The 22,930-nt window shown below is 60.0% G+C and carries 18 protein-coding genes; 10 read left to right on the top strand and 8 right to left on the bottom strand.

Annotated elements, in window-relative coordinates; genetic code table 11:
• Nucleotides 1-23: 23 nt before the first annotated feature.
• Together speB and ACM6IO_RS23590 are read right to left on the bottom strand one after the other, a co-directional pair.
• Entirely contained in the window at nucleotides 24-983 is a 960-nt protein-coding gene (speB, locus tag ACM6IO_RS23595; RefSeq protein WP_414912328.1) for an agmatinase, read from the bottom strand.
• 21 nt (nucleotides 984-1,004) lie between these two features.
• Nucleotides 1,005-2,096, bottom strand: coding sequence for a polyamine ABC transporter substrate-binding protein (locus tag ACM6IO_RS23590; protein ID WP_414912327.1), 1,092 nt, complete (start codon nucleotides 2,094-2,096; stop codon nucleotides 1,005-1,007).
• A 101-nt stretch (nucleotides 2,097-2,197) separates the two neighbouring features.
• Between ACM6IO_RS23590 and ACM6IO_RS23585 the strand changes: the two genes are divergently transcribed.
• The gene (locus ACM6IO_RS23585) at nucleotides 2,198-3,091 is read left to right on the top strand and encodes a LysR family transcriptional regulator (protein WP_192416265.1); all 894 of its coding nucleotides are present in this window, start codon (nucleotides 2,198-2,200) and stop codon (nucleotides 3,089-3,091) included.
• 190 nt (nucleotides 3,092-3,281) lie between these two features.
• Nucleotides 3,282-4,715 (top strand): nucleobase:cation symporter-2 family protein, encoded by a 1,434-nt coding sequence (locus ACM6IO_RS23580; RefSeq protein ID WP_223437003.1) that lies wholly within the window; start codon nucleotides 3,282-3,284, stop codon nucleotides 4,713-4,715.
• 102 nt (nucleotides 4,716-4,817) lie between these two features.
• On the opposite strand, the gene ACM6IO_RS23575 is transcribed toward ACM6IO_RS23580, so the two are convergent.
• The gene (locus ACM6IO_RS23575; RefSeq protein WP_008029947.1) at nucleotides 4,818-5,738 is read right to left on the bottom strand and encodes a carbon-nitrogen hydrolase family protein; all 921 of its coding nucleotides are present in this window, start codon (nucleotides 5,736-5,738) and stop codon (nucleotides 4,818-4,820) included.
• Between the two features lie 84 nt (nucleotides 5,739-5,822).
• On the opposite strand from ACM6IO_RS23575, the gene ACM6IO_RS23570 reads away from it, so the two are divergent.
• Nucleotides 5,823-6,731 (top strand): LysR family transcriptional regulator, encoded by a 909-nt coding sequence (locus ACM6IO_RS23570; protein ID WP_414912326.1) that lies wholly within the window; start codon nucleotides 5,823-5,825, stop codon nucleotides 6,729-6,731.
• Nucleotides 6,732-6,739: 8 nt separating this feature from the next.
• Here the strand turns inward: ACM6IO_RS23570 and ACM6IO_RS23565 are convergent, their stop codons facing one another.
• Nucleotides 6,740-6,991, bottom strand: a complete 252-nt coding sequence (locus ACM6IO_RS23565) for a hypothetical protein (protein WP_007937833.1) — start codon at nucleotides 6,989-6,991, stop codon at nucleotides 6,740-6,742.
• A gap of 165 nt (nucleotides 6,992-7,156) precedes the next feature.
• Here ACM6IO_RS23565 and ACM6IO_RS23560 point away from each other — a divergent pair, with 165 nt between their 5' ends.
• Nucleotides 7,157-7,474, top strand: a complete 318-nt coding sequence (locus ACM6IO_RS23560) for a DUF883 family protein (protein WP_192227086.1) — start codon at nucleotides 7,157-7,159, stop codon at nucleotides 7,472-7,474.
• Between the two features lie 170 nt (nucleotides 7,475-7,644).
• On the opposite strand, the gene ACM6IO_RS23555 is transcribed toward ACM6IO_RS23560, so the two are convergent.
• Entirely contained in the window at nucleotides 7,645-8,685 is a 1,041-nt protein-coding gene (locus ACM6IO_RS23555) for an Ldh family oxidoreductase (RefSeq protein WP_207284390.1), read from the bottom strand.
• Nucleotides 8,686-8,868: 183 nt separating this feature from the next.
• Here ACM6IO_RS23555 and ACM6IO_RS23550 point away from each other — a divergent pair, with 183 nt between their 5' ends.
• A complete protein-coding gene (locus ACM6IO_RS23550) occupies nucleotides 8,869-13,725 on the top strand; it encodes a dermonecrotic toxin domain-containing protein (protein WP_414912325.1) in 4,857 nt (1,618 codons plus the stop codon).
• Nucleotides 13,726-13,822: 97 nt separating this feature from the next.
• A complete protein-coding gene (locus tag ACM6IO_RS23545) occupies nucleotides 13,823-14,824 on the top strand; it encodes a FecR family protein (protein ID WP_414912324.1) in 1,002 nt (333 codons plus the stop codon).
• Between the two features lie 55 nt (nucleotides 14,825-14,879).
• Here the strand turns inward: ACM6IO_RS23545 and ACM6IO_RS23540 are convergent, their stop codons facing one another.
• A complete protein-coding gene (locus ACM6IO_RS23540) occupies nucleotides 14,880-17,228 on the bottom strand; it encodes an acylase (protein WP_414912323.1) in 2,349 nt (782 codons plus the stop codon).
• 313 nt (nucleotides 17,229-17,541) lie between these two features.
• Between ACM6IO_RS23540 and ACM6IO_RS23535 the strand changes: the two genes are divergently transcribed.
• Nucleotides 17,542-17,913 (top strand): hypothetical protein, encoded by a 372-nt coding sequence (locus ACM6IO_RS23535; protein WP_008043684.1) that lies wholly within the window; start codon nucleotides 17,542-17,544, stop codon nucleotides 17,911-17,913.
• A 19-nt stretch (nucleotides 17,914-17,932) separates the two neighbouring features.
• Here the strand turns inward: ACM6IO_RS23535 and ACM6IO_RS23530 are convergent, their stop codons facing one another.
• On the bottom strand, nucleotides 17,933-18,121 hold the full coding sequence (locus tag ACM6IO_RS23530) for a hypothetical protein (protein WP_008024801.1): 189 nt from the start codon (nucleotides 18,119-18,121) through the stop codon (nucleotides 17,933-17,935).
• A 182-nt stretch (nucleotides 18,122-18,303) separates the two neighbouring features.
• Here ACM6IO_RS23530 and ACM6IO_RS23525 point away from each other — a divergent pair, with 182 nt between their 5' ends.
• Nucleotides 18,304-18,444 (top strand): hypothetical protein, encoded by a 141-nt coding sequence (locus ACM6IO_RS23525; protein ID WP_008024803.1) that lies wholly within the window; start codon nucleotides 18,304-18,306, stop codon nucleotides 18,442-18,444.
• A gap of 6 nt (nucleotides 18,445-18,450) precedes the next feature.
• Here the strand turns inward: ACM6IO_RS23525 and ACM6IO_RS23520 are convergent, their stop codons facing one another.
• Nucleotides 18,451-19,377, bottom strand: a complete 927-nt coding sequence (locus ACM6IO_RS23520) for a LysR family transcriptional regulator (RefSeq protein ID WP_008043687.1) — start codon at nucleotides 19,375-19,377, stop codon at nucleotides 18,451-18,453.
• Between the two features lie 118 nt (nucleotides 19,378-19,495).
• Between ACM6IO_RS23520 and ACM6IO_RS23515 the strand changes: the two genes are divergently transcribed.
• Together ACM6IO_RS23515 and ACM6IO_RS23510 are read left to right on the top strand one after the other, a co-directional pair.
• Nucleotides 19,496-20,491, top strand: a complete 996-nt coding sequence (locus ACM6IO_RS23515; RefSeq protein ID WP_223557200.1) for an aldo/keto reductase — start codon at nucleotides 19,496-19,498, stop codon at nucleotides 20,489-20,491.
• Between the two features lie 179 nt (nucleotides 20,492-20,670).
• Nucleotides 20,671-22,662 carry a methyl-accepting chemotaxis protein gene (locus ACM6IO_RS23510; RefSeq protein WP_192416251.1) on the top strand — a complete coding sequence of 664 codons (1,992 nt, stop codon included), beginning with the start codon at nucleotides 20,671-20,673 and terminating at the stop codon, nucleotides 22,660-22,662.
• Nucleotides 22,663-22,930: the final 268 nt, after the last annotated feature.

Genomic DNA, 22,930 nt, shown 5'->3' with positions numbered 1-22,930 from the left:
ATCACGAACACCGCAAATCCGTGCTACCGATCGACCTTATGCTTCGCCGCATACAAACACAGCATCTCCATCGCCAACGTCGCCGCCGCCAGTGAGGTAATGTCCGCGCTGTCGTAGGCCGGCGCCACTTCCACCACGTCCATCCCCACCAGATTGATCCCGCGCAAGCCGCCGAGGATTTCCAGCGCCTGCACCGTGCTCAAACCGCCACACACCGGTGTGCCGGTGCCGGGTGCAAACGCCGGGTCGAGGCAATCAATGTCGAACGTCAGGTACACCGGGTTGTCGCCGACCCGTGCGCGAATCGCCTCGACAATCGCATCCACCCCACGCCGGTGCACCTGCCGCGCATCCAGCACCTGAAAACCCTGATGATCGTCATTGGTGGTGCGCAAACCGATCTGCACCGAGCGCGACGGGTCCACCAGACCTTCCTTGGCCGCGTGCCAGAACATCGTGCCGTGATCGACGCGCTTGCCCTCTTCATCCGGCCAGGTGTCGCTGTGCGCGTCGAAGTGAATCAACGACAGCGCCCCATGTTTACGGGCATGCGCCTTGAGCAGCGGGTAACTGATGAAGTGATCGCCGCCGAACGTCAACATGGCGCAACCGGCATTCAGAATGTGCTCGGCGTGGGCCTCAATGCTTTCCGGCACCGAATGCGGCGAGCCGTAATCGAAGTCGCAATCACCGTAGTCGATCACCGCCAGATGATCGAACGGGTCGAACGTCCATGGCCAATGCCGCTCCCAGGCGATCCCGGTGGACGCCGCACGAATGCCGCGCGGTCCGAAACGCGCGCCGGGACGGTTGCTGGTGGCGGTATCGAACGGCACGCCGCTGACGACCACGTCGACACCGCGCAAGTCGCGGCTGTACCGGCGACGCATGAAACTGGTGATACCGGCGTAGGTACTTTCGGCGGCAGTCCCGTAGAGACTGTCGCGGGTCATGGCCTGATCGTTTTGCACTGGGACGTCCATCAGGTGCTCCTTCTTGTTTATTTATTGGCGGCTACGGAAAGTGGTCCACAAACGGGTGCGCTGACGCATGTCCTTGAGGCTCATGCTGCGGTCGGCGTACAACCGCTCGCGCACATCGGCCAGTGGGTAAATGTCGGGATCGCTGCGTACCGCCTCATCCACCAGCGGTGTGGCGGCCTGGTTGGCGGTGGCAAAGAACAGCGTGTTGGTCAGCGCCGCCACGGATTCGGGACGCAACATGAACTCGATAAAGGCGCGGGCGGCTTCGGGGTGCGGTGCGTCCTTGGGGATGGCCAGGTTGTCCTGCCAGACCAGCGTGCCTTCCTTGGGAATCCGGTACGCCACTTCATACGGTTTGTTGGCCTTGCGCGCCTGATCGGCGGCCATGCTCGCATCACCGTTGTAGGTCAAGGCCAGGCAGACGCTGCCGTTGGCCAGGTCGTTGATTTGCCGGCCACTGGCGACGTACAGCACATTCGGCTGCAACTGACGCAACAACGCCTCGGCGGCTGACAGATCGGACTTGTCGGTGCTGTAGGGATCTTTACCGAGGTAGTGCAGCGCCAGGCCGATCACTTCCTGCGGCGAATCGATGATCGCCACGCCGCAATCTTTCAGCTTGCTGGCGTATTCGGGTTTGAACAGCAAGCCGAGGCTGTTGAGCGGCACATCCGGCAAGCGCTTTTTCACCGCCTCCACATTCATCCCGAGTCCGAGCGTGCCCCAGGTGTACGGCACGCCGTAGCGGTTGCCGGGATCGACCGCGGCGAGTTTTTCCAGCAAATCCGGATCGAGGTTGGCGTAGCCCTTGAGGCCTTCGTGGGGAATCGCCTTCAACGCACCGGCTGCCAACCCCCGCGCCAGCACGCTGGACGACGGCACCACCACGTCATAGCCGCTGCCGCCGGTGAGCAACTTGGTTTCTAGGACTTCCGAGGAATCGAACGTGTCGTAGCGCACGTGAATGCCGGTTTCCTGCTCGAAGCGCTGCAAGGTTTCCGGGGCCACGTAATCGGCCCAACTGTAAAGATTGACGACCTTCTCCTCGGCATGGGCCGACACGGAGGCGGCAAGGAACAGCGCGGGTAAACACAGCTTGAATAGAGGAGCCATGACGAACACCTGACCAGAGGAAGTGGCCCCAGCATGCGTCGTCGGATACATTGGAAAAATACCAAGTCAGTTACCCTGACTTTATTGCGGAGTAATGTTTGATGCTCGGCCAGCTTCACGATGTGGATCTGCAATTGCTGCGCCTGTTCGTCAGCGTGGTGGAATGCGGCGGTTTCAGCGCAGCCCAGGGTGAACTGGGCCTGAGCCAGTCGAGCATCAGCCAGCAAATGGCCAGGCTTGAAACCCGGCTCGGCTATCGGCTGTGCAGTCGCGGCAAGGGCGGATTCAGGATCACCCCCAAAGGCGAACAACTGTTGACCGCGACACGCGGACTGTTCGAATCCATTGAAGCGTTCCGTCATCAATCCAATGGCGTGGCCGGCCGGCTGATCGGCGAGGTGCGCCTGGGGCTGTCCGAAGCCGTGGATCAATCCGTGCTGCAACGGGTGGCCGAGGCGATCCGGCGCTTTCGCGAACGCGATGAGTCGGTGCGTATCGAATTGATCAGCGCCATGCCTGGCGAGATGGAGCGCTTGCTGCTGCAACAACGGCTGGACCTGGCGATCGGCTATTTCTCACAGGTGCAGAGCGCGTTTGACTACCGCGAACTGTTCACGGAAACCCAGCACTTGTATTGCGCCGCCGGCCATCCGCTGTTCACCGACGAGGCGCCGGACGATCAAGCGTTGCAGGCGTGCGACCGGGTGGATCACCCTTACCGTTTTTTGCGCAGCGACGAACCCTTTCAGGGCAAACGGTGCTCAGCGCGCTCGGAACAGGTCGAAGGCACACTCGCCTTCATTCTGTCCGGCAAGCATGTCGGTTACCTGCCCAGCCACTTTGCCCGCAGTTGGGAAGACAAAGGATTGCTCAGGGCCGTGCGCCGCAGCGACATGAGTTTCGACGTGGCATTCCACCTCGCCCGCCACCGTGCGCAGGTGCCGGGGGATGCGCAGAAAGCCTTTGAAGAGGATTTGCTGGCAGCGTTCACCTAATACACCGAAAATCCCCTGTGGGAGCGGGCTTGCTCGCGAAAGCGGTGTGTCATTCAGCAGAGATATTGACTGACACACCGCTTTCGCGAGCAAGCCCGCTCCCACAAGGGTTTTGTGTAAGTCGATGAATTTTCTGGCATCCTGCGCCTCCATTTTCTGACCCGGCCCGCCTTTCGGCACGCAAACCACCATGACCGCCTCTGAAAAAGCCCCTGCCCCGCGCCACAACGACCTGATCTACGGCCTCGACGACCGCCCTCATTTGACCGCCACCGTCTTCGCCGCCCTGCAACACGTACTCGCCAGTTTCGTCGGCATCATCACCCCGACCCTGATCATGGGCAGCGCCCTCGGCCTGCAAAGCGAAATCCCCTATCTGATCAGCATGGCGCTGTTTGTCTCGGGGCTGGGCACCTTCGTCCAGGCGCGCAAGTTCGGCCCGATCGGTTCCGGTTTGCTGTGTCTGCAAGGCACCAGTTTCTCGTTCATCAGTGTGATCCTCAGCGCCGGTTTCATGGTCAAGGCCCGCGGCGGCGGCACTGATGAGATCCTTTCGACAATCTTTGGCGTGTGCTTTTTCGCCGCGTTCATCGAAGTGGTGTTGAGCCAGTTCATCGGCAAATTGCGGATGCTGATCACGCCGGTGGTAACCGGGACGATCATCACGCTGATGGGGTTGTCGCTGATCAAAGTCGCCATGACCGATATCGCCGGCGGCTTCGGTGCGACGGATCTCGGCGCCGCCAGTCATCTGGCGTTGGCTGCGTTGGTGCTGGGCACCATCGTGGTGCTGAACCGTGTTGATGTGCCGTTCCTGCGCCTGGGCGCCATCGTGATCGGCCTGACCCTCGGTTATCTCGTGGCATGGCTCATGGGCCACGTGGATTTCGCCAGCATGCCCGACGTACCGCTGATGAGCGTGCCGGTGCCGTTCAAGTACGGTTTCAACTTCGACTGGGTGGCGTTCGTGCCGGTGGCGGTGATTTTCCTCGTGTCGCCGCTGGAGGCGGCCGGTGACCTGACGGCCAACTCGATGATTTCCCGGCAGCCGGTCAAAGGCCCGATCTACATTCGCCGGATCAAATCCGGCCTGCTCGCCGACGGCCTCAATTCGGCCATGGCGGCAGTGTTCAACAGCATGCCGATGGTGACCTTCGCGCAGAACAACGGCGTGATTCAACTGACCGGCGTGGCCAGCCGCTACGTGGCGTTTTTCATTGCCGGCCTGCTGGTGGTGCTGGGGCTGTTCCCGATGATCGGCGCGGTGCTGCAACTGATGCCGAAACCGGTACTCGGCGGCGCTGAACTGGTGATGTTCGGCACCGTTGCAGTGGCCGGGATCAAGATCCTCGCCGAAGCCGGCCTGCATCGGCGCAACATGCTGATCGTGGCGATTTCCCTCGGCATGGGCCTGGGTGTGGCGGCCGTGCCGGAGGTGTTGCGCGAGTTGCCCAAGGCGCTGCATAACATCTTTGAATCGCCGATTACCGTCGGCGCGTTGTGCGCTATCGTGCTGAACATCTTCCTGCCTGAGGAATTCATCGAGCTGGAAGAAGACGATTTCGATCCGGAAGCCTCGATCCTCCAGGTCATGGAAAACCCGGATGTCCCGGCCAAAGGTTAACCCGCCGTTCTGTAGGAGCCGGCTTGCTGGCGAAAGCGGCCTAATAATCAACGCAAGTCTCAAGGCCGCCATCGCCAGCAAGCCGGCTCCTACAGGGGGGTGTCAGAGGAATCTGACGCCCGGTTTGGCCCGTTCATCCACGGTCAACTCAAACACATCCGGGCGCGCGTAGTGGCCGACGACGTCGTAGTCGTAACGCGCGCGGATCAGGTCGTCGGTGTCGATTTCGGCGGTGAGCAGGCCGCGCTCACCGCGCAGCGGCCCGGCCAGAATGTCGCCCATTGGGCCAACGATTACGCTGCCGCCGGCAATCAACGGCCGGTCCGCCGGCCAGTTGGCGATCTCCACGCCCAGGGCTTGCGGCGAGTCCTGAACCTGACAGGCACTGACCACAAAGCAGCGCCCTTCATGGGCGATATGGCGCATGCTCACCTGCCACATCTCCCGCTCGTCCACCGTGGGTGCGCACCACACCTCCACACCTTTGGCGTACATGGCGGTGCGCAGCAGCGGCATCATGTTTTCCCAGCACACCACCGCGCCGATCCGCCCGACCTGGCTGTCGATCACCGGTAACGTCGAGCCATCGCCCTTGCCCCAGATCAGCCGTTCGGTGCCCGTGGGCATCAGTTTTCGGTGTTTGGCGACCAGTCCGGCCTGCGGATCGAAATACAACGCGGTGCAATACAAGGTGCTGCCAGCGCGCTCAATGACGCCAATCACCAGATTGGCCCCGGTGCGCGCCGACAACCCGGCCAGCGCTTCGGTTTCTACGCCCGGGACGTCGATGGCGTTGGCGAAATACCGGGCAAATGCTTCTCGACCTTCCGGCAGTCGATAACCCAGTTGCGTGCCGAACCCCTCGCCTTTCGGATAACCACCGAGCAACGCTTCGGGCATGACCACCAGCGCCGCGCCGGCTTCAAGGATGGCGTTTTCGTACGAGAGAATTTGCTCCAGGGTCTCGGCCTTGCCGCCGGGCAGTGCGCCGATTTGCAGTGCAGCAACGATTGACTTGGGCATCGCGGTCACTCCGTTCATATCAGGTGTTGCTCATTCTCAGGCGCTACCGGATCATGAATAAAGCCCCGTTCGCTGCTGAATGATATGAACACCATGAATATCGCCACCGTCGATCTCAACCTGCTCAAAGTCTTCGAAGCCTTGCATGAGGAGTCCAGCGCCAGCCGTGCAGCGTTGCGTCTGGGCGTCACGCAGTCGGCGGTCAGCGCGGCGTTGCGCCGACTGCGCGAGGTGTATGGCGATCAGTTGTTTGTGCGCACCGGCCGAGGTCTTGCGCCGACGCTCAAGGCCAATCAGTTGAAACCGGTGGTCAGCGACGCGCTGAACAAATGCCGACAAAGCCTGGCGATGGTCGATCCAGCCGCCCATCACTACGAAGGCCGTTCGGTCACGGTGGGCATGTCGGATGATTTCGAAATTGCCTACGGCCGCCGCTTGATCGAAGAGATCGACCGTTGCGCGCCGAAGTTACGGCTGATCTTCCGCCAGACCCACAGCCAGATCGTCGCCCACGCGTTGATGGAGCGCAGCATCGACCTGGCGATCACGGCCGGCGGGTTTGCCGAACGGTTGCTGAGTCGTCAGGTATTGGGGGAAGGCGATTATCTGTGTCTGGTTGACCCGAAGAGTCTGGCCGCGGGACAGCAAACCATCGACCTTGAGGAGTTCGTCACCCGTGAGCATATTCTGGTGTCATCGGGTGGTTTTATCGGGATCACCGACGAAGGGTTGGCCGCGTTGGGCCTGAGCCGGCGGGTATGCGCTTCGACCACGCATTTCGCGGCGTTGCCGCATCTGCTCAAGGGCAGTCAGGCGGTGGCGACCATCCCGGCACATGCCGCCCGAAGCATCGCCGCACTCAGCGCGTTGACGTTGCTGCCCTGCCCGTTGGCATTGCCGCGTTACCCGATCGAACTGGGCTGGCGTACCAGCACGCAGCTCGATCCGGTGGTGTTGAAAGTGCGTGAGGCAATTGTCGCGATTTTTGCGTGAAGCCGGCCTTATTTGGCCGCCATCAACCGATTGACTTCACTGCGCACCATGTTGGCGAATTCCGGAGGCGACATGCCGTCGAGTTCGGAACGGACCCACTCGGCCCATTTGCCTTTGCGCTTGGCGCGTTCGCCGAACAAGCGTGCGGCCTCGCCTTTGGCTTTGCCCAGGTTGTTCTGCCAGAGTTCGAACAGACGGGATTTCTCGTCTTCAAGCGCTGCGCGCTCGGCAAGGGGTTTGTCGGCCAGATTGAAGCTCATGGGGAGTTACCTGCTGCGTAAATAGGCGACATCTTACACTGTAGGAAGAAATGTCCTGCGCAGGATTTTTCTACAGTAGGGCCTGCGCAGGTAAAATCGCTGCAACTTTTTCAATCGCCGCAGACTCCATTGTTCACTGCCCACTCACCTGCAAGGAGTATCCCAATGGCTCGGAAAACCGCCGCACAAGCCGCCGAAGACCAAATCAAGGATCAAGCGTTCAGCGAGCTTCAGGCGCTGATCGAAGAGTCGGAAAAATTGCTGAAAAGCAGTGCCTCACTGGTCGGTGAGGAAGCGGACACGCTCCGTGGGCAAATCGCCCAAAAGCTCCAGCAGGCGCGGGACTCGGTAACCCGCGTTCGTGACCGGACCCTGCCTGCGGTCGAAGCGACAGAAATCTATATCGGCGGTCATCCGTGGCAAACCGTGGCGATTTCCGCTGGTTTCGGTTTGGTTGTCGGGTTGTTGCTGGGCCGACGCTAACCGGCCGCGCCTTTGTCACGCGGACGTTGGCTAAACGCAATTTAATGTGGGAGCCGGCTTGCTGCGGGCGGCGTTCCGACGATAGCGATCTCAAGGACGCCATCGCCAGCAAGCCGGCTCCTACACAGTCCGTGTTTCGACGTTAGAGTTCGGCCAACTCTGTTCCTGCTTTAGAGACCGGCTAGTTCGCGCAGATTCGCCAGCGTATCCGCATCCAGCTGAATACCATCAGCGTTGGACTTGGCGCGCTGATGGTGGCGGCGATCACCCGGCAACCGTTTGAGCCCCACACCGTGCATCTGCCGCACCAGTTCCTGGCTGCGCTCGGCAAAACTCTGCCCGGCGGCCTTGCTCGGATCGATCACGATCAACAGTTGGCCGGTCCATGGCGTTTTGGCGCCAGGGTGGTTTTTCCAGTCGAATTCGAAGGAGAAATTGCCGCCGGTCAACGCCGCCGCCAACAGCTCCACCATCATCGACAACGCCGAACCTTTGTGCCCGCCAAACGGCAGCAACGCCCCACCCTCCAGAATCGCTTTCGGGTCCTGGGTCGGCTGACCGAGGCCGTCCACGCCCATGCCCGCGGGCAAGCGCTCACCCTTGCGTGCGGCGATCTGCACATCGCCATGGGCGATGGCGCTGGTGGCCAGGTCGAAGACAATTGGATCGCCGTCCGCGCGCGGGGCGGCGAAGGCAATCGGGTTGGTACCGAACAGCGGGCGATCGGCACCGTGCGGCACCACGCAGGTCATGCTGTTGACCACGCTCAACGCCACCAGCCCTTCATAGGCGAACGGCTCGACGTCCGGCCACAACGCCGCGAAGTGATGGGAATTGCGAATCGCCAACACCGCGATCCCGGCGCTGCGGGCCTTCTCTACCAGCAAGGCGCGTGCGGCGGCGAGCGCCGGTTGGGCGAAGCCATTGCCGGCGTCGACCCGGACAAAACCCGACGCCACGTCTTCAACCACCGGCACGGCCTGGCCATTGACCCAGCCGCTTTTCAGCGTCGACACATAACCGGGAATGCGGAACACGCCATGACTGTGGGCGCCATCGCGTTCGGCACCTGCGCAGTTGAGGGCCAGTGCCCTGGCGACTTCGGCGGAGGTGCCGTGACGAACGAAAATGCGTTCGAGCAAAAGGACCAGAGAATCAAAATCCAGGGTTGAGTTGGCCGAACTGACTGCCATTTCAGGCGAAGCGGTCATCTGAAGCTCCAGTGTTATTTTTAGAGGCGGGCGACAGGTCGATTAAGCGCTTTTTTACCGGCTTCCTGTCAAGTCTCTCGCGCAAGCAATATGTACCGCACCCCGCCTTTTCCCGCCCCCTATTGTTGCCCCTCGACCCAACGAACTGCGCTGAACACCGCCGCAGTCCATCGAGGAAACATCATGACGACACCTGCACTGCCGTATTTTTTTGACGAAGCCTTGGCTGCATCCACTGCCGGGTTACTCGGCGAACGGGAAACCGCGCTGGGCTTTACCCTGGACGATCTGAACTGGTTGAACACGGTTTACAAGCCGACCCAGGCAGCCCGCAAAACCCATGAAAAACCGATGCAGGCCTTCCAGTTGCTGCTGTCTTTGCCCGGCAAGGCCGGCATTCCTTTGGCCGGCGCCTTTGCCATGAGCCGACCCGATAATGGCGCGGTCACGCTCTTCACACCGTGCAAAGGCTTGATCAAATTCGCGGGCATGGCCGACCTCAAAAACAAACTCAAAGAATGGCTGGCACAGGCCACTGAAAAAAGTGAACTGCTGCGCTTCCACTCCATCGAACAACGCCTGCCCTTGGCCGCCGCCGCTGCACTCGATATCTCCACTCGCGAAATCGAAGGCGCGGTATTCGAAGATCAGGAACTCACGCTCAAGCAGCAGCAGGAACAAAACCTCAAGGCGATGGCGGACGAGTTGGTCAAGATGCCCACCTTGCAATCAATGCTGGACGACCTCCTCAAGCACGCGTTGTCCAAGCCATTTCCCAAGCTGGACCAGCGTCTGACGCGGCTGAACAGCTTTGTCAGTACGGGTTCTGCGTTTGATCAACGTGGAACGCCCAATGGGATTGCAACGATGTCACTGAGCGAGGCCCTCCTGCATTTTTACCTGACGAATCAGTGGCCGACGGGCGCCTCCAGGGTGTTTACCCATCCCGAGCACGTCACCAGCAGCAATGCCGATAACCAGACCTGGGAAAGCGCGGTAAAAAAAATCGCGCAAGGTTTTACACCTCACCTGCATAGCCTGCTCGAGACGTTCTGGGACTCGCTCATGAGCAATGGCTTGTCGCGTCGGGCTTTTTTCACCGTGGGCCTGCAAGACACTTTTCACGCGAGGCTGTTAAACCAGCACCAGCAGGGCACTTTGACGACAGAGCAATACCTGCGACTGATGAATGTGAGCCTCCCCCCGGCCACGGTCGATCCCCTTCGCATCGAAAAAGTGCGGTTCACCGCCCCCTTCAAACAATTCGCAGAGCTTGCCTCGACCTTGATGATCGGCGGCGCGAACACGCTGGGTTTCCTGTACAGCCCGTCCCGCGGCATCGAGGCCACAAGCAACCTGCCAGCAGTGAAAAAAATCGCCCTGCAAATGCTCAACAGCGCAGAGCATGAAGACACGCTGCTCAAGTTCATGTCATTGAACGAACGCTGCACGTTTCTTGGACTGGTACTGAACGATCGGGTTATCGTCGGTGAACCCATCGTCGGCCCGGTGTTTGCAAGCGTGATGACTGACATCATTGATAAACAACGGCAAAACCTCAGCCATGCCTTGAGCCGTTACCGTGAAAGCGAAGGCACGCTGGACCCTCACGCCTTGCTCGACAATGCCCTGGACGTCCGGGCATTGATCGATCCCCGCTTGCTGCTGCCTGAAGCCGTGGGACGCTGGAGCACTCGACCGGACCATGGCGTGAATGCGCGGCCGGCCACCGTGCGCGCCGAGTCGGCCAAACAGGAGCTGTCGCTGCTGAGCTCGGTCGAACAGGCGCTTGATCAAGTCCTTGAAAACCACCCGGTCATTCCCACAACAACCCGCACGTTCGCCGCGGCGCAAAGCCTCGTCAGTTCATCATTGGCAGGTTTGAAATCGAGTTTTACCCACACACTGTCAACGGCACTGCGCAGTGAATTGAAGCTTCGCGCCGTCTCGCGCACCCTGGGTGCGGCGGAACAGGCGATCATCAAAACCGTTCTCGATACGCCTACAAGCGCGGACCGAGCGGCATTGAACGGCTTTTTACCGGAGGTCTTTTCCCTGGCGTTGAAGGCCGGCACCGCGGCAACCCCACTGAAACTGGCCAGCTGTTTTGTCCTGACTGAACGCGGCGGCCTGGATCCGCTGCACTCGGGCAAGGCCATTCTGTGGACGCCGGCACTGGGCTTTGAAGCCTTCAAGGCACTGACGCCGCTAAAGGAAGAGCTCGAACGACGCCTTAAAGACAAGAATCATCGTTCCATGCTTCTGGAAAACCTTGGCCGTAGCGAGCGATTGCCAGACAGGGCCTACACACTGGCGCCACTGCAACAGGTCCATGGGCATTTTCTCGACAGTGTGCAAAGGCCCTTTGTTGATCTGGACCAGAGCTCCATTACCCGCGCGCTGACCACCCCGCGCTCCCCCGCGCCGCGGGCCAGTCTGCTGAATCTGGTGGCCCTGCGTGAGCCGATGACCGGGCTAAGTCGTGCGACCGACATCGCCCAGTCCCTGATCACCCAGCAAAAACTGCCGGCCTGGCTGGCCAAGGCGCCGATCAAAGAGCTGATCCTGCATGGCGAACTGCTTCAGCAATACCTGAACAACGTCAAAGATGACGAGGATTACCTCACCGGCATCCGATCATTGAAGCAAACCACCCACCATGAACTGGAAAAACAACTCAAGGCCGACACGTTCAACATCAATCCGGACAAGGTCCAGGTCGAGATCAGCGCCAGCCCCTGGTCTGCGTCCAGCAAACAGACCCTGACCGATTTTGCGCTGGCGCACCTCAAGGATCTGGACACTGTCTCGCTCAAACTGACGTCGCTGGACACCACGGTCATTCCGGAGGGCATGGACGAACGCTACATCAAAGACCTGATACGCAACCTGAAACCGGGTGAGCATCAGCAAAAAATACTCAGCGCGGCCCTTGCAGACACCGTGGCAAACGCGGATCGCAGGCAGCGCTTTTACACGCAACTGCCCTGGCAACTGATGCACCACGCCCACGCGGAAAAACTGCAGGAGCGCCTGAGCGAAACCGGGTTCGATCTGATCCGCCAGGTCATGGACATGCCAGACGCCATCGCCCGTGCAGCCGTCGATGGCGCCCACGCGATCATCCGGCCCCTGGAGTTCCTCGGTGTCAGGATCGGACAAACCGTCAAAGTGCCGGGCGTCTATCTGATCGGCTCATCGGCCGACAGCACGGCGCCGCAGGTGCTTGTCGCCCCTCACAGTCCACGGCACGGGATCAAGGAATACCAAAGCGAAACCCAGCTGCTGGCAGAACTGAAGACCCGCGGCGCACTGTTCGATTGGGTGCTCATGAACCTGGAGAATTCTGACCGGATAATGCTGGAAACCCGAATGGCAACGCGCAGCAACCGGGCTACAAGAGCCGCACCCGTGGCAACGGACAATACCGATGCCGACGTCAAGCTGGCGTCCAACCCGATCAAGGGGCACCTGTTCGGGCACTTGTTCAATGACAATGCCGCGTTGTTGAGCCGGTTGCTCGGTTTTCAGTCCGATGACAAAAAGCAGAGTGCATGGGCAACAATCAAGCACGTTCTGGGCGAGGACCTGTACGAGGCGTATTCATTTTTCATGGGCAAGCTCGCCTACCCTGTCACGGTGTACCACAGCTACCTTGACATCAAAAAATCCGCCGAACACCTGCAAACGCACAAATGGGGTGCGGCTATCAGGGAATTCATCAGCGGCATTGCTCAACTCGCTTCGTTGCGCCAATCGCTGGACACTCACGCACCGCCGACTTCCACGCCAGCCGCACCGACACCGGAAAAAACCGATGCCCGCTGCAAATGGCAGGACATCAAGGTCACCGCCCCCGAGCGCACAGGCTTGAAGCGTCATGAAAGCCTCCACGTCGACCTGGGTTCGCTCAAGCCTGACTCAACACCCGGGCTCTACGCGCACCCGACGACCAAGCAACTTTACGGGCCGGTGGAAGGCAAAGTGTTTCCGGTGACCAAACGCGGCACCCACTGGCGCATCGCCGACACAAAGACGCTTGGCCCTTATCTACGGCAAAACGAATCGAAACAATGGGTGCTCGACCGGGATACACCGACGCCGCAGTTCGGCCTTCTCCGTCGGCTGGATACTCTGGCAGCGGCTTGGGAGGGCATGAACATCGACGCCCATGGAATGCGACAGATACGACGTTTTTACCCGCACAAGGCTCGGCAGATCGACCAGGCGCTTGACCAGGCAACGAGCTATGCCTGGAACAGCTTTCGAAACCTGCAGTTGCTGAAGAACACCAACGACACGGACACCCCCGTGCATCAACTCATCAAGCGTTTCATTGAAGTGGCTGAGGTGTTGCCGGCGCATGTCGAGAAACTTGAAAAGGTCGTGGGCGACATGTTTACCGCGTTGTTGGACCCTACGCTCAGAAAAGCCAAGTCCGATCGTTTTGTCGTCGGCCGGGTAAACGATGGCGCCGACAGTACATTCGGCCTCACCGTCCCAAATGACACCGAGAAGAAAATCTATCTGGCAGAAAAATTCTTCGATCCCGGTTTCGAGCATTATCGCCAATATCTTACCGACACGGCCTTCCCGATCCACACGCATGCCCAGGCGATAACGCTCCTGCATGAGCTATCACACCTTGTTTGTAATACCGAGGACATTTCCTACCTTGACCCTGGCAGACCTTTCACCGACCTGATCGGCACGGCCAGCGCGACCGCCACTGATCTCAAGAATGCATTGACCGATGCTCAGGACACCGCACTGTCGATCAAGACACCTTACACACAATTGTTCATGACCCAGGATGCCGACACCGGCGTGTGGGAAGACCCGGGAAGTACGACTTATGAAAACACTGACCGGGTAAAAGCCCAACTTTTGACGTTGACCGGTGCAGACAACCTGAGCGGTGCTCGCGAGACCTTCAAAAGGAACTCACTGACCCGGCTGGCGGTACAACTTGGAAATGCCGACAGCGTGGCCTGGTTAATCAGTCATCTCGGCCGCGAGTTACACGTTAATACACCTTGAGTCCAGAAAATAAACAGCCGTTTGATGGGTAAATGCCATGACGGCTGTTCTCGCAGACTGCCCTCAAGGTTAGAATGCAGGAAATCAGGATGAGTCAATGACCGACACCCCTCTCTCGCAAGCCCAATATGACGCCATCACCGATGCCGCTGCGCACTGGTGCATGCGTTTGCACGCTACCGACTGCACGGCCGAGGAACGGCAGGCATTCAAACAGTGGCTTGACGCTGATCCACTGCATGCGTTCGAGTACGAGGCCATGCTGGAGATTTGGGATGTCGCGGGAGATTTGCCTCGTCCCGAAGCCGTCATGCCCGTCGCTCGCCTCCAACCCACAACGCCTTGGCGCACGTTCGGCATCGCTGCCGCCGTGTGCGCCCTGGCGTTGCCGCTGGCGGCTTTTAGCGGGTGGAGCCTGGGCTGGATTCCCAACTCGTACCAGCATTTCGAAGCCAGCAATACGGTCCGTCAGGTCACATTGAGCGATGGCACCCAGGTCGAACTGAACCTTGGCACCGAGCTGACCTACAGCAATTACAAGGATCAGCGCCGCGTCAGTCTGGAAAAAGGCGAAGCCTTCTTCAAAGTCAGCCACGACACGAACCACCCGTTTATCGTTCGGGCGGCAGAAGGCAGAATCCGGGTCACCGGCACCCAGTTCAATGTCTGGATGTACGAGGATCAGGTGCGCGTCAACCTGATCGAAGGTTCGGTTCTGGTCAGCAGCAACAATGACCTGCCAGGTGATGGCCTGCGGCTTGAGCCATCGATGCAGGCGCGCTACAAACACGGCGACTTCACGCCGCAAATCAGCCAGACCTACGCTAACGACAGCTCGCTGGCCTGGCGTCACGGCAAACTGGTGCTCGATAACCTGGCGTTGTCCGAAGCCCTGCCATTGATCAATCGCTACCTGAACACCCCGGTGATGGTAGCCGACAGCAGCACCGGCTCAATCCGCCTCGGTGGCATCTACAACATCAAGGAACTCAACAGCCTTGTGGCGACGCTGCCCAAGGTGCTGCCGGTCTACCTGACCCGCAACAAGGACGGCAATCCGGTCCTCAACTCCATGCCGCAGCAACCGCCTAAAAGCTGAAGGCCGCAACCCTTGCGGGGTGCGGCCTTCTTTCTGAACGCAAACACTGTTCGATTTACTGTTTGGCCACCTTCGCGGCTTTTTCATCCTGCTCGCGAATTGTCTGTGCCTGGTATTGCGGGTCCGAAGTGATCTGCTGTTCGGTGAACGGCAACACACTCAACTGTTTCTTCGAGAAGGCCAACGTCTGGTCATTGGCGTGCTTTGAGGCCGGGTCGCTGGACAACGAAAACGCCAACAGCCCTTTGGCCTGCGGTCCCTTGTCGTCGAACGTCACCACTTGCAAATAGCTGGTGCCACTGACCACTTCGCGTTTGCCGTCGGTTCTCGGCACGCTCTGAATCGCGTTATACACGCCCAGGGTGCCCGGTCCGCCGTGAATCGGCGTCTGCTGGCCACCGCTGCTGACCACCTGGATATCGCCCCAGCGGCTGTCCGTCTTGAGCCCCGACGCGTTGACCGATTCCACCGACGCCAGCATCGCCTCGCGCACAGCCTTGGCAACGTCCACCCGCTCGACCGCCAGGCCGCGAGGCGTGTGTTGCGGGTCTTTCGGATCAAACACCACACGCCAGACATCGGGTGCTTCCTGCAGCGCTTCCATGACATTCTGGAAATGTACGAATCCCACGCCGCTGTCCAGATTCGCGCTGCGGTCCCAGGCTTTCAGACTGGCACACAGCGGTGTGAGCGTCTGCGCGTCGGCGCCCAGGTCTTCAGCGCAGAATTTCAACAAATCAGGCATCACTTGAGTCGCCTGGTACACCTGATCGTCCATCACCATCTGTTGCAGATCGGCCGCGGCAATCGGGCCAGTCTTGTTCAGTGTGGCCAGGCGATCCAGGGCAAAACGTGAGCGCAGGCCCAACGGCTGGCTGTCCTGGCTGATCAGTGGCGAGAAACCGGTGAGCGGTTGTGCCGGGTTGGCCATCCACGCCGAATCGTTGGAGTGCTGCACAAAGTCCTTGCGCAACAGCTGCGGTAATGTGTCCGAGGCATAAATGCCTTTTTGCGCCGCCGCCGGGTCGATGTCCCAGGCACAGGCGCTGTTGGAACCGTCGAGCACGATCATCTGCAACCCGGCCCGTGGATCGCTGCACGCGGCCAGTTTGTCGACACTGACGTTCGGCACCACCGACAGGTTCATGTACAGCGTCTGCCCCTGATCGTCCGCCGCCAGGGTGTTGACCCACGGGATGCCCTGGATCTTGTGAACCGATGCCTGCAACTCCTTGAGGCTGACCGCACGATTCATCGCGTACCACTGCTGCAACACCCGGTCGTTATCGAGGTTGGCATCGCGCAGGCTGTAGGCGAACTGGTTATCCCAATCCAGTTTTCCCGGCCATTGCACGATCGGGCCGAATTGCGAGCTGTAGACCACGCGAGAGACCGACCGGGTCTGCCCGTCAGGCTGTTTCACCTTCACGGTCACAGTCTGCTGCTTCATCGGCAGCGACTTGCCGTCGAGCAAATAGCGGGTCGGGTCCTTCGGATCGAGTTGCAGGCGATACAGGGTGAAATGCTTGGACGAGTCCACGGTGTGGGTCCAGGCCAGGTGTTGATTGAAGCCGATGTTGATCATCGGCAGACCGGGCAGCGCGGCGCCCATCACATCGAGTTTACCGGGGATGGTCAGGTGCATCTGATAGAAGCGCATCCCGCCGACCCATGGAAAATGCGGATTGGCCAACAACATGCCACGGCCATTGAAGGAACGCTCACTGCCCACCGCGACTGCGTTGCTGCCGCGATCCAGCGCGAAGCGTTGAATGCGCGCAGTGGCTAGCTGGAACTGCGCCGAGGCCTGCGTATTCTGCGCGACCGTTTTGGGTGGCGTGGCACCGGCCAGCGCTTCGGCAAACTGCCCGACGCCGCCTTCGACCAACAGGCGCCGCGTCAACTTGACCAGGTCCTGCGCGGTGATGTCCCGCACCCATTCGCCCTGGCATTGCTGCGGCAAACCTTGCGCGCGACGTTCCGCCAGCGAGCGGTTGTAACCGGCCACATACCCTTCAATGAGGTCGCGGACTTCCGGCGTTTGCGCCTGCCAGAACGCAGCGACGGCTTGCGGCGTATTCAACCAGTTGAAAAACACGTCGCTGACCTGATTTTCGCGCTCTTCGACCGTGAACTGCTCCGGGCCGAAATAACGTGAACGCTCGCCGTTCACCGTGGTGATCTCATTGGCCAGCAGGCACAGATTGTCCTGCGCGTACGCGTAGCCGATGCCATAGCCGAGGCCACGTTCGTTGTCGGCACGAATGTGCGGCACGCCGAAGCTGGTCCGGCGGATATCGGCCGTCGCCGAAGCATCCGGCTGGCTGCGCGCATGTGCCGCAAGACTCAAGCCCACCAACACGGCGGCAAGGCTCAATCGGGTTAACTGCCTGGTAATAATCACACTCGCTCCTGATCCAAATGCACGCAAATAGCTTTTGTAGGAGCGAGGCTTGCCCGCGAAGAAGGAGTCCTGGCCAACATAAGTGTTGACTGATCCCCCCTCTTCGCGGGCAAGCCTCGCTCCTACAGGAACGAAATCCATGACAAAAATTTAGGCCGCCGGAGGGCGTTTCTGCGGGGGTTTACAAGCTTCTGACGTGATGGCAACAAAATTTCTACATCTGATCCTTCATGATTTGGGTGGCTCGTACGTCTTATTGAGTAAGAGCACCCAACACATCTTTCCGGTTCAGGCTCTGAAAAGGAGATATTGCATGTACAACTCGCAACTGCCAACGGACGGTAGCGCTGCGCCAATGGGCACTTCCATGGGCTCGGGCCTGTTCAATCCGCGTACTGAACGACACAGCAACGAACGGATCCGGGTACTGCTCAAGAGCTTCGGCCTGCGCACCAGCCTGATCCGCCTGAAAGTCATCGACGCCTTGCTGACCGCCGCCGAAAGCGATCGCAGCCTGGGTGTGCGCGGCGTCCACAGTCACCTGCTGGACCTGGATATTCCGCTGTCCTTTCTCAGTGTGCGCGAAGTGTTGAAACGCTTGTGCAGCGAAGGCGTGATCACCCTGAACCCGGACAAAAGCTACAGCTTGCACCCGCAGGCGTTCGCCGCATTGCACGGCGAATAACCTGCCCGTGGTGCGTCGCTCAGGGCTTGACCTTGCGACGCATCACGCCATTGATCACCACCACGATCACCGCCACGCCAATAGCGATGTACTGGAACAGTTTTTCGCTGATGACCCCGGCATTCTGCAAATACGAAAGGCCAAACATGATCCCCAGCACCACCAGGGAGATCAGAATCGAGTATTTCAAACGTTGCGATTGGGTCATTGCCCTTTTCCTTAAACAAAAAGCTAAAACGTAAGGCGAACCTGAAAATGTATCGGGTTTGTATCCGAATGCATGCCAAGCCACTACCGTTTTCCGGGGATGGGGCGCTGCAAACGGGGTCTCATGTTACAGCCGATGAAGCCTTTTGGCTTCATAGCGGCGATAACCATGAGGATTTTGAAATGTTCCGTCGAATCACACTGCTGATTCCCCTGCTGGCCATACTTTCCCTGAGCGGCTGCATTATTTTCCCCCACGGCGGATGGCACGGCGGCCACCATTACGACGGCCGTGGCGGACCGGGTTACTACCAACACCGTTAGGATTTTTCAGCGGCCTGAATGTTCTTTGACAAAGCCATTTCCCGGCTGCGCGCAAAGCTCAACCATCCAGTCGACAAACACCCGTACCCGCCGCGACAGCTGACGGTGAGGAGGATAGAGCGCCGCCAACGGCATCCCCGGTGGCGGCACCTCCCTCAGCACCTCGACCAGATTGCCCTCCTTCAATTGCCTGGCCACGTGATAGTACGGGGTCTGGACCAAACCATACCCCGCCTCACACGCCGCCAGATAACCGTCGGCGCTGTTGACCGCCACATGCTTGGACAGATTGATCGGTTGTATCTGGCCATCGACCACAAACTCCAGTCCGAAACGTTTGCCGCTGTGACTGGAAACGTACTCCACCATTTCATGCCCCTCCAGATCGGCCAGGCACTGCGGCGTCCCGTGGCGTTGCAGATAACCGGGGCTGGCGCAGGTGACCTGATCCAGCATGACCAGCGGCCGCGCCACCAGAGAGTCGTCCAGTGACGAACCGCCCCGGAGCACGCAATCGACGCCCTCGCGAATCAGGTCCACCGGCCGGTCATTCAAACCGATTTCCAGCTCGATCAAGGGATAGCGGGCCGTGAACTGCGGCAAGGCCGGGATCACGATCAGGCGCCCCACCCCCGCCGGCATGTCCACGCGCAACAAACCCTTGGGGTTGTGACGCGCGGCGGAGAACACCGCTTCGGTTTCCTCCAGATCCGCCAGCAAACGCACGCAACGCGGGTAATACGCTGCCCCGTCGAGCGTCAGGCTGATCTGCCGCGTGGTGCGTTGCAGCAACTGCACGCCCAGATGCGCCTCCAGCTGTTTGATCAGAATGGTCACCGAGGCGCGGGGCAATTGCAGGCTGTCTGCCGCTTTGGCAAAGCCTCCCAGCTCGACGATCCGGGTGAATACGCGCATGGCGTTGAATCGATCCATTGTGCTGTCGTACCGGCTGATTATTTAGAAATTACTAATAGTGATAGCAGTTTTAGCTGGTTTATCTGGATTCTGTCGAGGTTAACAATGGGATCCACATTCACAGGGAGCTGATTTCATGCAAACACGTCAATTGGGTAAAAACGGTCCGCAGGTCAGCGCGATCGGTCTGGGCTGCATGGGCATGACCGATTTCTACACCACCGGCACGGACACCCGGGAAGCCACGGCCACCCTGCATCGTGCGCTGGAACTGGGCATCAACCTGCTCGACACCGCCGACATGTACGGCCCGCACACCAACGAAGAACTGATCGGCAAAGCCATCGCCGGCAAGCGTGATCAAGTGTTCCTGGCGAGCAAGTTCGGCATCGTCCGCGATCCGGCGAACCCTTCCGCCAGAGGGGTCGACGGACGCCCGGAATACATCCGCTCCTCTATCGACGGCACCCTCAAGCGGCTCGGCGTCGAAACCCTCGACTTGTACTACCAGCACCGCATCGACCCGCAAGTGGCCATCGAGGAAACCGTCGGCGCCATGGCCGAACTGGTCAAGGCCGGCAAGGTGCGTTACCTGGGCTTGAGCGAAGCCTCGGCCGCAACGCTGGAGCGGGCGCACCAGGTTCATCCGATCAGCGCGCTGCAAAGCGAATATTCGTTATGGAGCCGGGATCAGGAAGACAACGGCTGCCTGGCCGCGTGCCAGCGACTGGGCATTGCCTTTGTCCCTTACAGCCCGCTGGGTCGGGGCTTTCTGACGGGCGCACTAAAAAGCCCGGACGATTTTGCGGCGGACGACTATCGTCGGTTCAGCCCGCGTTTTCAGGGTGACAACTTCGCGAAAAACCTGTTGCTGGTGCGGCAAGTGCAGGACCTGGCGGCGGAAAAAGGCGTGACGGCGGGTCAACTCGCGTTGGCGTGGGTGCTGGCCCAGGGTGATTACGTGATCCCGATCCCCGGGACCAAACAGCGTAAATACCTGGAAGAAAACGTGGCAGCGCTGGAAATCAAACTTGGCCGCGAAGAGTTGCACGCGCTGGAAGCGATCTTCCCGGCGAATGCCACCGCCGGCTTGCGTTACCCCGAAGAAATCCTGAAGTTGCTCGACCGTTAACCTGCGTCCGGCCCGTTCAATTGCCTGAACGGGCCGGCGCAATCCCGCCGTCCGTCACCTCCCTCCGTTCTTGTACGATCGTACCTAAAGCTCAACTTGAGCCAGCCGATAGCCCTTTGAAGCGTCCAGTTTCATACCGATACCCACAATAAGATCGCTGCTCAAAAGGACCCGGCCCCATGCCCGCATTCCGCACTATTCAGGCTCGCTACACGCTGTTTCTGGTCCTGTTCATTCTGCTGCTGTCCATTCTCACCGTGGTTGGCATCAGCCAACTGGTCGCGCCAAAGCTGCGCCACACCGAAGAACAAGTCGCGCTCAATCGCATCGCCGAAGTCGCCGAACAAATCCAGGGCGAACTGAACAAGGTTCAGGCGCAACAGCGCAGTATCACCCAGACCATCCCCTTGCTCGACAGCGCCGCCATCGACACGGTCCTGCCGGGGCTGGTCGATCAGTACGGCGAACTGAAAGTCTTCGGTGGCGGCATCTGGCCCCTGCCCGGCCAGCGTGAAGCGGGACGCAACAAGTTCAGCACGTTCTGGCATCGCGATGCCTCGGGCAAACTGGCGGTCAATACCTTCTGGAACAGCGACGCCGCGCCCAACTATTACGACCAGAGCTGGTACAAGGGCGGCATGCAAACCCCACGCGGGCAATGCGCCTGGGCAGCGGCCTATAAAGATGATGCCAGCGCCGAGCCGCGCACCAACTGCGCCATGGCGATCCAGAAAAACGGCGCCGCCTACGGCGTGTCGACCATCGACGTGACCCTGGGTTTCTTCAACGACCTGGTGGCGCGCAAGGAAAAAGACCTCGGTGCCGAAATGCTCATCGTCGAGGCCGACGGCAAGATCATCAGCAACAGCTCGCGCATCAGCGGACCGATCGTACTGAAGAACATCAGCGAACTGGCCGGCAACTCACCTTTCGCCAGCCAGGTGAAGGCCGGCCTGCAAAACCGTGATCAGGCGCAGCGCGTCGAGTTCGACAACAAAGGCGAAGCCAGCACCTTCTTCATGCGCCCTATCGAAGGCACGCCGTGGTTCCTCGCCACCGCCCTGCCGACCAAGCTGATCACCGCGCAGCGCGACGACGTGCTCAGCACACTGAGCCTGCTGCAAATCCCGATGGTGATCCTGCTGGTGCTGCTGCAAATCTATGCGATCCGCCAACTGATCCAGCGCATGAAAGCCCTGAAGGCCAATATCGACGCGCTGTCCGCCGGTGACGCCGACCTGACCAAACGCATCACCATTCGTGCCGAAGACGAGCTGGGCGCCATTGGCCACTCGGTCAACGCGTTCATCGCTTACCTGCAAAACATGATCGGCGAAGTCACCCAGGCCACGGGCGCCATGGCCTCCAGCCTCGACAACCTGCAACGCACCTCTGCGCATACCAGCCAGATTCTGGTGCGCCACGCTTCGGAAACCGATCAGACCGTCACCGCCATAACCGAAATGAGCTCGACCGCCGAAAGCGTGGCGCAGAACGCGGCTGAAACCGCTGCTTTCACTCAACGCGCCAACGAAAACGCCGACCGTTCGCGGGTCGTGGTGGGTGAAGCGTCCAGCAGTGTGATTGCGTTGATCGACGAAGTGGCCAGCGCCACCCATAAAGTCGAAAGCATGCAGCAAGACGCCCAGCGCATCACCGAAATCCTCGGGGTAATCGGCGCCATCGCCGGCCAGACCAACCTGCTGGCCCTTAACGCGGCCATTGAAGCGGCGCGTGCCGGCGAGCAAGGTCGCGGTTTTGCGGTGGTGGCCGACGAAGTCCGCGCCCTCGCCGCCCGCACCCAGGCCAGCACCTCGGAAATCAACGAGATGCTCACCCGCCTGACCCAAGGCGTCAGTTCGTCGGTCAGCGCCATGGAAAACACCCAGGCCAGCTGCCAGTCAGCGGCCGATGCCACGGCGCGGGTCAACACCGGGCTGGACGAAATGGCCGGTTCCGTCAGCCACATCAATAGCCTCAGCACTCAGATCGCCACCGCCGCCGAACAGCAAAGTGCGGTGACGGAGGAGATCAACCGCAGCATGGTGCAGATCCGCCACATGGTGGATGAACTGGTGAAGAGCGGTCAGGCCAGTGAGCTCAATACCCGGCAGTTGCTGGAAGCCAATAGCCGCGTGAGTGCGATTATGGGGCGGTTCAAAGTCCGCTGATTGGCTGTAAGGCTTTTGTGTGCATATCCATTGTTTTGGTGATGGCTGATATGGGTTTCGCCCTTACGGCGAGTCACTTGGAAAAGCCCCAAGTAACCAAGGGCTCTTGCCCCTTTCGTTCGGTGCCTCGCCTAGGCTCGGCATGCCCTCGCTCCGGTCCTGCTCCGTGGGCACGCCGCCATCGGCCATCCATGGCCGGGGGCGGCTAACCCGGCATCCATGCCGGGTTGCCCACTACGCAGAACCTCCACTCGGCCTCTCGAGGGGG

Source organism: Pseudomonas sp. IT-P44, assembly GCF_949768225.1.
Lineage (GTDB): Bacteria > Pseudomonadota > Gammaproteobacteria > Pseudomonadales > Pseudomonadaceae > Aquipseudomonas > Aquipseudomonas migulae.
Note: the sequence above shows the minus strand (reverse complement) of the source record. Positions and strands in the feature narration are given on the sequence as shown.

Coding starts and splice junctions, on each gene's coding strand:
- ACM6IO_RS23525 (WP_008024803.1), top strand. CDS start 18,304: ATGTTCCGTCGAATCACACTGCTGATTCCCCTGCTGGCCATACTTTCC.
- ACM6IO_RS23590 (WP_414912327.1), bottom strand. CDS start 2,096: ATGGCTCCTCTATTCAAGCTGTGTTTACCCGCGCTGTTCCTTGCCGCC.
- ACM6IO_RS23530 (WP_008024801.1), bottom strand. CDS start 18,121: ATGACCCAATCGCAACGTTTGAAATACTCGATTCTGATCTCCCTGGTG.
- speB (WP_414912328.1), bottom strand. CDS start 983: ATGGACGTCCCAGTGCAAAACGATCAGGCCATGACCCGCGACAGTCTC.
- ACM6IO_RS23560 (WP_192227086.1), top strand. CDS start 7,157: ATGGCTCGGAAAACCGCCGCACAAGCCGCCGAAGACCAAATCAAGGAT.
- ACM6IO_RS23585 (WP_192416265.1), top strand. CDS start 2,198: ATGCTCGGCCAGCTTCACGATGTGGATCTGCAATTGCTGCGCCTGTTC.
- ACM6IO_RS23565 (WP_007937833.1), bottom strand. CDS start 6,991: ATGAGCTTCAATCTGGCCGACAAACCCCTTGCCGAGCGCGCAGCGCTT.
- ACM6IO_RS23555 (WP_207284390.1), bottom strand. CDS start 8,685: ATGACCGCTTCGCCTGAAATGGCAGTCAGTTCGGCCAACTCAACCCTG.
- ACM6IO_RS23580 (WP_223437003.1), top strand. CDS start 3,282: ATGACCGCCTCTGAAAAAGCCCCTGCCCCGCGCCACAACGACCTGATC.
- ACM6IO_RS23535 (WP_008043684.1), top strand. CDS start 17,542: ATGTACAACTCGCAACTGCCAACGGACGGTAGCGCTGCGCCAATGGGC.
- ACM6IO_RS23520 (WP_008043687.1), bottom strand. CDS start 19,377: ATGGATCGATTCAACGCCATGCGCGTATTCACCCGGATCGTCGAGCTG.
- ACM6IO_RS23510 (WP_192416251.1), top strand. CDS start 20,671: ATGCCCGCATTCCGCACTATTCAGGCTCGCTACACGCTGTTTCTGGTC.
- ACM6IO_RS23515 (WP_223557200.1), top strand. CDS start 19,496: ATGCAAACACGTCAATTGGGTAAAAACGGTCCGCAGGTCAGCGCGATC.
- ACM6IO_RS23575 (WP_008029947.1), bottom strand. CDS start 5,738: ATGCCCAAGTCAATCGTTGCTGCACTGCAAATCGGCGCACTGCCCGGC.
- ACM6IO_RS23570 (WP_414912326.1), top strand. CDS start 5,823: ATGAACACCATGAATATCGCCACCGTCGATCTCAACCTGCTCAAAGTC.
- ACM6IO_RS23550 (WP_414912325.1), top strand. CDS start 8,869: ATGACGACACCTGCACTGCCGTATTTTTTTGACGAAGCCTTGGCTGCA.
- ACM6IO_RS23545 (WP_414912324.1), top strand. CDS start 13,823: ATGACCGACACCCCTCTCTCGCAAGCCCAATATGACGCCATCACCGAT.